This window comes from Methyloceanibacter sp., assembly GCF_050999895.1.
In the GTDB taxonomy this organism is placed as follows: domain Bacteria; phylum Pseudomonadota; class Alphaproteobacteria; order Rhizobiales; family Methyloligellaceae; genus Methyloceanibacter.
Map to the genome: position 1 here is coordinate 1 of NZ_JBPCOU010000013.1, position 8249 is coordinate 8249.

The 8249-nt window shown below is 64.1% G+C and carries 7 protein-coding genes and 3 pseudogenes; 8 read left to right on the forward strand and 2 right to left on the reverse strand.

Annotated features, from left to right (window positions below):
* From ACR2J1_RS00835 to ACR2J1_RS00870, 8 genes and pseudogenes are all read left to right on the forward strand, one after another.
* A partial coding sequence (locus ACR2J1_RS00835) for a signal recognition particle protein (protein WP_434017443.1) occupies positions 1–1193 on the forward strand: 1193 nt, incomplete at its 5' end.
* Between the two features lie 26 nt (positions 1194–1219).
* Positions 1220–1618, forward strand: a pseudogene (gene rpsP / locus ACR2J1_RS00840) (30S ribosomal protein S16); the annotation flags it as partial.
* A gap of 285 nt (positions 1619–1903) precedes the next feature.
* Complete coding sequence (gene rimM / locus ACR2J1_RS00845) at positions 1904–2464, forward strand: ribosome maturation factor RimM (RefSeq protein ID WP_434017444.1); 561 nt, start codon at positions 1904–1906, stop codon at positions 2462–2464.
* A gap of 117 nt (positions 2465–2581) precedes the next feature.
* On the forward strand, positions 2582–3871 hold the full coding sequence (locus ACR2J1_RS00850; protein WP_434017445.1) for an adenylate/guanylate cyclase domain-containing protein: 1290 nt from the start codon (positions 2582–2584) through the stop codon (positions 3869–3871).
* Positions 3868–4572 (forward strand): tRNA (guanosine(37)-N1)-methyltransferase TrmD, encoded by a 705-nt coding sequence (gene trmD, locus ACR2J1_RS00855; protein WP_434017446.1) that lies wholly within the window; start codon positions 3868–3870, stop codon positions 4570–4572. The genes ACR2J1_RS00850 and trmD overlap by 4 nt, the downstream gene beginning before the upstream one ends.
* A 186-nt stretch (positions 4573–4758) precedes the next feature.
* Positions 4759–5121, forward strand: a pseudogene (rplS, locus tag ACR2J1_RS00860) (50S ribosomal protein L19); the annotation flags it as partial.
* A gap of 572 nt (positions 5122–5693) precedes the next feature.
* Positions 5694–7100 carry a 3-isopropylmalate dehydratase large subunit gene (gene leuC, locus ACR2J1_RS00865; protein ID WP_434017447.1) on the forward strand — a complete coding sequence of 469 codons (1407 nt, stop codon included), beginning with the start codon at positions 5694–5696 and terminating at the stop codon, positions 7098–7100.
* Positions 7101–7107: 7 nt separating this feature from the next.
* The gene (locus ACR2J1_RS00870; protein WP_434017448.1) at positions 7108–7458 is read left to right on the forward strand and encodes a hypothetical protein; all 351 of its coding nucleotides are present in this window, start codon (positions 7108–7110) and stop codon (positions 7456–7458) included.
* Between the two features lie 186 nt (positions 7459–7644).
* On the opposite strand, the gene ACR2J1_RS00875 is transcribed toward ACR2J1_RS00870, so the two are convergent.
* Positions 7645–7797: a hypothetical protein gene (locus tag ACR2J1_RS00875; protein ID WP_434017449.1), complete on the reverse strand. Its 153-nt coding sequence runs from the start codon at positions 7795–7797 to the stop codon at positions 7645–7647.
* Between the two features lie 147 nt (positions 7798–7944).
* Positions 7945–8249 (reverse strand): annotated as a pseudogene (locus tag ACR2J1_RS00880) (hypothetical protein); the annotation flags it as partial.

An 8249-nucleotide genomic window follows, 5' to 3' on the forward strand; every position in this document is an offset into this window, starting at 1 on the left:
TCATGCTGGTCGGCTTGCAGGGCTCGGGCAAGACCACGACCGCCGCCAAGCTCGGCCGCCGCATCGAGGCGCGCGAGAAGAAGAAGGTGCTGATGGCGTCGCTCGATACGCGGCGGCCTGCGGCGCAAGAGCAGCTCCGCGTGCTCGGCGAGCAGACCGGCGTCGCGACGCTGCCCATCGTGCAGGGCGAAGGCCCGGCCGCGATCACGAAGCGCGCCGTCGCGGAAGCCAGACGCGGCGGCTTCGACGTGCTGATCCTCGACACCGCCGGCCGCACCCATATCGACGACGAGCTCATGGAAGAGACGGCCGAGATCGAGCGGATCGGCAGGCCGCACGAGACCTTGCTCGTCGCCGACGCGCTCACCGGTCAGGACGCCGTTAATCTCGCCAAGAGCTTCGACGAGCGCGTGTCGCTGACCGGCATCGTGCTCACCCGCGTCGATGGCGACGGTCGGGGCGGCGCCGCTCTCTCCATGCGCGCCGTCACCGGCAAGCCCATCAAGCTCATCGGCGTCGGCGAGAAGCTCGACGCGCTGGATGAGTTTCAGCCTGACCGCATCGCCGGCCGCATTCTCGGCATGGGCGACGTGGTCGGCCTCGTGGAGAAGGCGATCGAGACCGTCGAGATCGATAAGGCGGAGCGGATCGCGCAGAAGGTCAAGAAGGGCACCTTCGACCTGGAAGATCTCGGCGACCAGCTGAAGCAGATGCAGAAGCTCGGCGGCATGGGTTCGATCCTCGGCATGCTGCCGGGTATCGGCAAGATCAAGAAGCAGATCGATTCCGCCAAGCTGGACGAGACCATTCTCAAGCGTCAGCAGGCGATGATCGGCTCCATGACGAAGGCCGAGCGCAAGAACCCGAAACTGCTGAATGCCTCGCGCAAGAAGCGCGTCGCGGCCGGTTCCGGCACCTCCGTGCAGGACATCAACAAGCTCGTGAAGATGCACCGGCGGATGGCCGACATGATGAAGGCCATGGGCAAGAAGCGCGGCATTTTGAGCTCGATGTTCGGTGGCGGTCCGCCGCCCGAGCTCCCGCCCGATCTGGCGCAAGGCGAGCTGCCGCAAGCTGGCCTGCCGCCATTGCCTCCGGGTGCCTTTCCCGGCGGCCTGCCAGGTCTTCCCGGCGGCTTCTCCGGCGGAATCCCGCGCGGGCTCCCCGGCCTACCGAAAACAAAGAAGCGATAAACCACCTCACCTAGGAGAACGAACCCATGTCACTGAAAATCAGGCTGGCCCGCGCCGGCGCCAAGAAGCGGCCTTACTACCGCATCGTCGTTGCCGATTCCCGCATGCCGCGCGACGGCCGCTATATCGAGAAGATCGGCACCTATAACCCGCTGCTGCCGCGCGATGGACAGCGTGTGACCCTGCTTGAGGAGCGCGTGCAGCATTGGCTCGGCGTGGGCGCCCAGCCGACCGACCGCGTGCTGCGCTTCCTCGACGCGGCCGGCATCCGCAAGCGCGATGCCCGCAACAATCCTGAGAAGGCCCAGCCGGGCAAGAAGCGCGTGGAGCGCGAGGAAGCCCGCAAGGTCGCCGACGAGGAGAAGGCCAAGGCTGCGGCCGATGCCGAGAAGGCTGCTGCCGAAGTTGCCGCCAACCCGCCGCCGCCCGAGCCGGTGCCCGAGGCCGAAGCTGCACCGGAGGCCGAGGCCGAGGCCGAAGCCCCTGAAGCTGAAGCCGCAGCTCAGGCTCCTGCCGCCGAAGCCGAATCACCCGCGGCTGAGGCTGAGGCTGAAGGGAAGACCGAATAGCGTTGCCGAAACCGCGCCAGTCAAGATCGGCCGCAACAAACTCACCGCTCCCCCCTTGTGGGGGAGCACGCGCTCATACGCGCTCGAGCAGCGCGAAGCGCGGTAGCGCTAACGAAGACATGCGCGCGGAGGGGGGTCTCCGTGACCGACGCACCTTCGGATGACCGCCTGCTCATGGGTGAGATCGGGGCCGCCCAAGGTCTCAAGGGAGAGGTGCGCCTTCGCTCCTACACCCAAGACCCTGCTGCCATCGCGGAGTATGGTCCGCTCGAGGACGGAGCAGGCGTTCCACGCATCGAGATCGAGAGCGTGCGCGTGACGCCGAAGGCGCTGGTCGCACGCATCAAGGGTGTCACGACACGCGAGGGCGCGGAAGCGCTGAACGGCACCAAGCTCTATCTGGCGCGCGCGCTGCTGCCGGAGAACGCCGAGGATGAATGGTATCAGGCCGACATGATCGGCCTTGCCGTTCTCGACCGGGAAGGCGAAGTTCTAGGGCGGCTGGTCGCGGTGCATAATTTTGGCGCGAGCGACCTGCTCGAGATCCAGCGCGCCGATGGCGCCCCCAATGTTCTCGTGCCCTTCACCCAGAGCACCGTACCTGAGGTCGATATCGAAGGCGGCAAGCTCGTCCTCGTCCCGCCGGAGGGTCTATTCGAGGATGTTGGTCGCCCCGGCGATGATGAAGGTGGGGAAGGCTGATCTCGTCATCCCGACGAAAGTCGGGATCCATTGGCACAGCTCTAATCCATCTGGATTCCGGCTTTCACCGGAATGACGTAAGGATTTACGCCTCAAGAGTAGAACCAGCGGCGTTGCATGAGTAGAAGTGAAACGATCATGGCCAGCACGCGCGACGCGCCGCTTTTTGCATGGCTCGGGCCGCTCGCCCTCTTCGCCGAACTTGGCACGAGCTTCTATCCGCGCCCAGTCCGCCGCAGGCTGATCATCGTCAACGTGATGGCCTTTCTGATCGCCCTCTTTTCGGCGGTCTACGCGATCGTCTTCACCGTCTGCGGCGCAGCGCTGTATTGGCCGCTGATCGTCGCCAATCTCATTTTGGTGGTCGTCGCGCTCCTCATTCCGCTTGCTCACCGCATCAACGACATCGCGGCGGCGCTCCTCCTCGCCTTTGCCGAGTTCGTCGCGCTCTTCTTCTTCGTGTGGGCCTTGGGGCGCGACTCCGGCATTCAGATCAACTACATCATCGCCGCCGCCGTCGCGTTCGCGCTCTACGGCCTGTCGCATCTGCGTATCGTGCTCGGCGTAAGCGCAATCGCCTTGGCGCTGCATCTGTCCGCCTGGTTTTTGTTTCCACCGGAGCGGGCTTTGATCGCCGCCAACCCGGTCTTGCTCGCCAATCTCTACGTGTCGTCCGCGGTCACGACCTTTGGCATCATCGCGCTGAGCGTCGGTTACGCGTTCACGGTCGCGGAGCGCGCGCGCGCCGAGGCGGACGCTCTTCTGGCCAACATCCTTCCCGAGGCGATCGCCGACCGGCTGAAGGAACGCCCCGGCGTCCGCGTTGCCGATAGCGTTGCCGAAGCCTCCGTGCTGTTCAGCGATCTCGTGGGCTTCACGGCCCTTGCTCGGCAACTCGGCGCGGAGCGCACTGTGCATCTTCTCGACGAGATCGTGACTGAGTTCGACAGGCTGGCGGCGGCGCACGGCGTTGAGAAAATCAAGACCATCGGCGACGGCTACATGGCGGTTGCCGGTGTCAGCGCCCCGCAGCCGGACCATCTGCTGCGGCTTGCGCGCATGGCGCTGCGCCTGCCGGGGCTGGTACAGCGGCTCTCCTCCGCTCATGGTGTCGATATGAAGATCCGCATCGGCATCGCCGGAGGTCCGGTGATGGCGGGCGTGATCGGCGCCGACAAGTTCTCCTACGACGTCTGGGGCGAGACGGTGAATCTCGCTTCGCGTCTGGAGTCGCACGGATTGCCCGGCGAGATTCAGGTTTCTCACGCGGTCAGGGAAGCGCTTGGCGACGGCTTCGTGTTCGAGGCGCGCGGGTCTATTGAGGTGAAGGGCGTCGGGCAACTGGAAACCTGGCTCCTCAAGGAGGAGCGCGGCGATTGCGCGCGCGAAGGAGCCCGTCACGCATGACCACAATTTGGCGCGCCTCCGTTCTCACCATCTTCCCTGACATGTTTCCGGGACCGCTCGGCATGAGCCTCGCCGGCAAGGCGTTGTCGGAGGGCAAATGGTCCCTCGGCCTCACCGACATTCGCGACTTCGCCACCGACAAACATCGCTCCGTGGATGACACCCCGGCAGGCGGAGGAGCCGGCATGGTCATGCGCGCCGACATCGCCGCCGCCGCGGTCGATGCCGCCCGCGCCGCGATGCCTGCCGAAACCGCGACCCTCTATCTGTCGCCGCGCGGCAGGCCGTTCACGCAAGCCCGAGCCCGCGACCTCGCCTCCGGCCCCGGCGGCATCCTCCTTTGCGGGCGGTTCGAAGGCAGTGACGAGCGCGTGCTCGAAGCCCGCGACATCGAGGAGATCTCTATCGGCGACTATGTGCTCTCCGGCGGCGAGCTCGGCGCCATGGTCCTGATCGATGCCTGCGTCCGGCTCCTGCCGGGCGTCGCCGGCAACGAAGTCTCCCTCGGTGACGAGAGTTTCGCCGAGGGGCTTTTGGAATATCCGCACTTCACCCGTCCGCGCGACTGGGAGGGGCGCTCGATCCCCGAGGTGCTGCTTTCCGGCGATCATCGCAAGATCGCGGAGTGGCGGCGGGAACAGGCCGAAAAACTCACCAAAACCCGCCGCCCCGACCTATGGGACCGGAAATCGAAGGGTTGAACCGCAATTGCGCGTCAAATCCCCTCAAATCCCCGCATTTCCCCCGCAATTGCATCGACAAAGGCTGCTTCCTGGGCTAGGAACCCTACGCGGGCGGGCGTTGCCGGCGCAATCTGGCTCAATCAAAAAGAATGGCGTTCGCCCGATGGCCAAAGGCCACGGCAGGCGCCCGTGAAAGGTACGGCTATGAATATTATCGAGCAGCTCGACAAAGAGCAGCTGGACGCTCTCCAGAAGAAGCGCAAGATCCCGGAATTCGGCCCCGGCGACACCGTCCGCGTCAATGTCAAGGTGGTCGAGGGCGAGCGCTCCCGCGTGCAGGCCTATGAAGGCGTCTGCATCGGCCGCGCCGGCGGCGGCATCAACGAGAACTTCACCGTCCGCAAGATTTCCTATGGCGAAGGCGTCGAGCGCGTCTTCCCGGTGCATTCGACGCTGATCGATTCCATCGAGGTCGTGCGCCGCGGCCGCGTGCGCCGCGCCAAGCTCTATTATCTCCGTGGCCGCCGCGGTAAGGCCGCGCGTATCCCTGAGCGCCAGGACCAGAGGACCGGCAAGAAGGGCGCCGAGACCTTCAAGGGCTTCAAGAAGCCGAAGGGCGAGGCCGACGATCTCAAGCTCATTCAGGGCCTCATGCCGGCGACCGAGAAAGAGCTCAACAAGCTTGGCATTATCAAGTTCGAGCAGATCGCGAACCTGACCGACGACGAGATCGCCAAGCTCGACGAGACCCTGAAGCTCGACGGCGCCATCGAGAACGACGACTGGGTGGCCAAGGCTGTTGAACTCATGGCCGAGACGACGGCCGGCGAGGTCCCCGCCGAGGACGACGAGGCGGAAGGCGAAGACGCCGCGACGGACGCCGCTGAGACGAAAGCTCCTAAGGCAAAGAAGGCGCCCAAGAAGAAGTCCTCCAGGACGCCCAAGAAGGGCTCGTCCCCGGCATAGGACTTGGCCGGCATGCCCGGCCATCCACGCTTTCTTCTCCTGCGGCCTGTAAGGCGGGGTGTCCGGCATGAAACCGGCACGGCGCGATGCCGTGGCGACCTTGGCAATCCACGACCCAAGCTCTATTTGAGGTGTAGAATTTCGCTGAATTCCATATCACGACAAGACCAACAATGACCAAGCCCCGCACCCTTTACGACAAGATCTGGGACGAGCACGTCGTCCATGAGGCGCCCGACGGCACCTGCCTGCTCTATATCGACCGCCATCTCGTGCATGAGGTCACGAGCCCGCAGGCCTTCGAGGGCCTGCGCATGGCCGGCCGCAAGGTGCGCGAACCGAAAAAAACGCTCGCCGTGGTCGATCACAACGTGCCCACCACCGATCGCAGCCTTGGGATCGACGACCCCGAGTCGGCCTTGCAGATCGAGACGCTTGCCGGAAACGCCAGGGAATTCGGCATCGACTATTTCGGCGAGCGGGATAAGCGGCAAGGCATCGTTCACATCATCGGCCCCGAACAGGGCTTCACGCTGCCCGGCACCACCATTGTCTGCGGCGATTCCCACACTTCGACCCACGGCGCCTTCGGCGCGCTCGCCCACGGCATCGGCACGAGCGAGGTCGAGCATGTCCTCGCCACACAGACGCTGATCCAGCGCAAGGCCAAGAACATGCGCGTCCGCGTCGACGGCAGGCTGCCGCCGGGCGTCACCGCGAAGGACATCATCCTCGCCATCATCGGCGAGATCGGCACCGCCGGGGGCACCGGCTACGTCATCGAATATGCCGGCGAAGCGATCCGCGCGCTTTCGATGGAGGGCCGCATGACGATCTGCAACATGTCGATCGAAGGCGGGGCTCGCGCAGGACTGATCGCGCCCGACCAGAAGACGTTCGACTATATCAAGGGCCGGCCCCGCGCGCCGAAGGCCGCCGCGTTCGAAATGGCGCAGCGCCATTGGGAGACGCTCTATTCAGACGAGGATGCCGTCTTCGACCATGAGATCGTGCTGCACGCGGAAAAGCTGCCGCCGCTCGTGACCTGGGGCACGAGTCCCGAGCAGGTCGTGTCCATTTCCGGCCGTGTGCCGGTGCCGTCCGAGATCGCGGACGAAAGCAAGCGAACGGCAGCCGAACGATCGCTCGACTATATGGGCTTGAAGGGCGGCGAGAAGATCACCGACATTGCGCTCGACCGCATCTTCATCGGCTCGTGCACCAATGGCCGTATCGAGGATCTGCGCGAGGTCGCGCGGATTGTCGAAGGCCGCAAGATCAGCGCCAATCTGAGCGCCATGATTGTTCCGGGCTCGGGCCTGGTAAAGGAGCAGGCGGAAGCCGAAGGCTTGGACAAGATCTTCAAGGAGGCAGGGTTCGAATGGCGGGAGCCCGGCTGTTCGATGTGCCTCGGCATGAACCCTGATCAGCTCGCCCCGCGCGAGCGTTGCGCCTCAACATCGAACCGCAATTTCGAGGGCCGTCAGGGCCGGCTCGGCCGCACCCATCTGGTGTCCCCCGTGATGGCGGCAGCGGCCGCGATCGCGGGACGCTTCGTCGACATCCGGGAATGGCGCTAAGCCTTGAATGGTAAGCAGACCCACCCCCCCCCGTCCTCCCCTCATCATCGGGATCACGGCGACCTTTCTCTGGTTCGGATTTCTAGCGGGCTATCTCGCGCTTTCGTGGTCGCGCATCGCCATCCTCGAGCCGGACGCATTCGGCGACTTCCTGGCCGGCTGGTTCGCCCCGCCCGCCTTTTTCTGGCTCATGATCACTGTCTGGCTGCAACGTGAGGAGCTCGCCGCGCAGCGCGAGGAGCTCGCCCGCAGTACCATGGTGCTGGAAGCCCAGTCCAAGCGAGTCAGGTCGATCTCCTTTTTGGCATCGACGAGTTTTACGCGCAGCGGCTGTCCTACCATCTCGATCAGATCCTGACGTCCGGCGGCCTTTACACCAGCGACGCCGAAAGAGATCGAACCTGGGATCTGTTCTCGCGCGGCAACCGCCTCATCATTGCCCGGCACCTCCTCAATAAGCTGAGGCGGCCTGGCCACGAAGACGAGGTCGCCGACGCTTTGCGCGGAGCCCTATCGCAAGAGGGGCTGCGATCCATCATCTCTCTCACGCCTCGCGGCCTACTCCCGCCTCGTTGACGACTATAAGCGCAAAATTGCCGCGCTCGGCGAGCAGCCGGAGGAGACCGGCTTTAGCGAGTTCGTCGAGATCGCCGATCTCCTGAAGGATATCGAAGCGACCGCGTCGCGCTAGTTTCACGTTTGAATCGAAATCGGTGAGGCGGGACTAACGAACGCGCGGTGGACCGCAGTGCTTGTCGTCATCCTTCTTGCTGTGCTTTTTCTTGTTGTTATCGCCCTTGTCATTGTTGTTCTTATTATTGTTGTTCTTATTATGTTGTTCTTATTATTGTTGTTGTTGCCATTTTGCCGTTTCCTTTGTTGTTGTCGTTGCCTTTACTAGCATGGCCCTTGTTGTGTCTTTGCCCTTGCCCTTGTTCCATTTATTGTTGCCGTGGCCGCCGCCGCGATTGCCGTCGTTCCAATCGTTGCCCTCCTTGCCTTTGTTCCAGTCGTTGTCCCAACGGCCGCGGTCGTCGCCGCGATTGCCGTCGTTCCAATTTCTTCCCTTCTTGCCCTTATCCCAATCGTTATCCCAGCGGCCGTGATCGCCTTTGCCGTAGTAGCGCGGACCGCCGTAGGCGCGGGAAC

Excerpts from the sequence above, each read along its gene's own strand:
- ACR2J1_RS00850 (WP_434017445.1), top strand. The coding sequence starts at position 2,582 with ATGAGTAGAAGTGAAACGATCATGGCCAGCACGCGCGACGCGCCGCTT.
- leuC (WP_434017447.1), top strand. The coding sequence starts at position 5,694 with ATGACCAAGCCCCGCACCCTTTACGACAAGATCTGGGACGAGCACGTC.
- trmD (WP_434017446.1), top strand. The coding sequence starts at position 3,868 with ATGACCACAATTTGGCGCGCCTCCGTTCTCACCATCTTCCCTGACATG.
- ACR2J1_RS00870 (WP_434017448.1), top strand. The coding sequence starts at position 7,108 with ATGGTAAGCAGACCCACCCCCCCCCGTCCTCCCCTCATCATCGGGATC.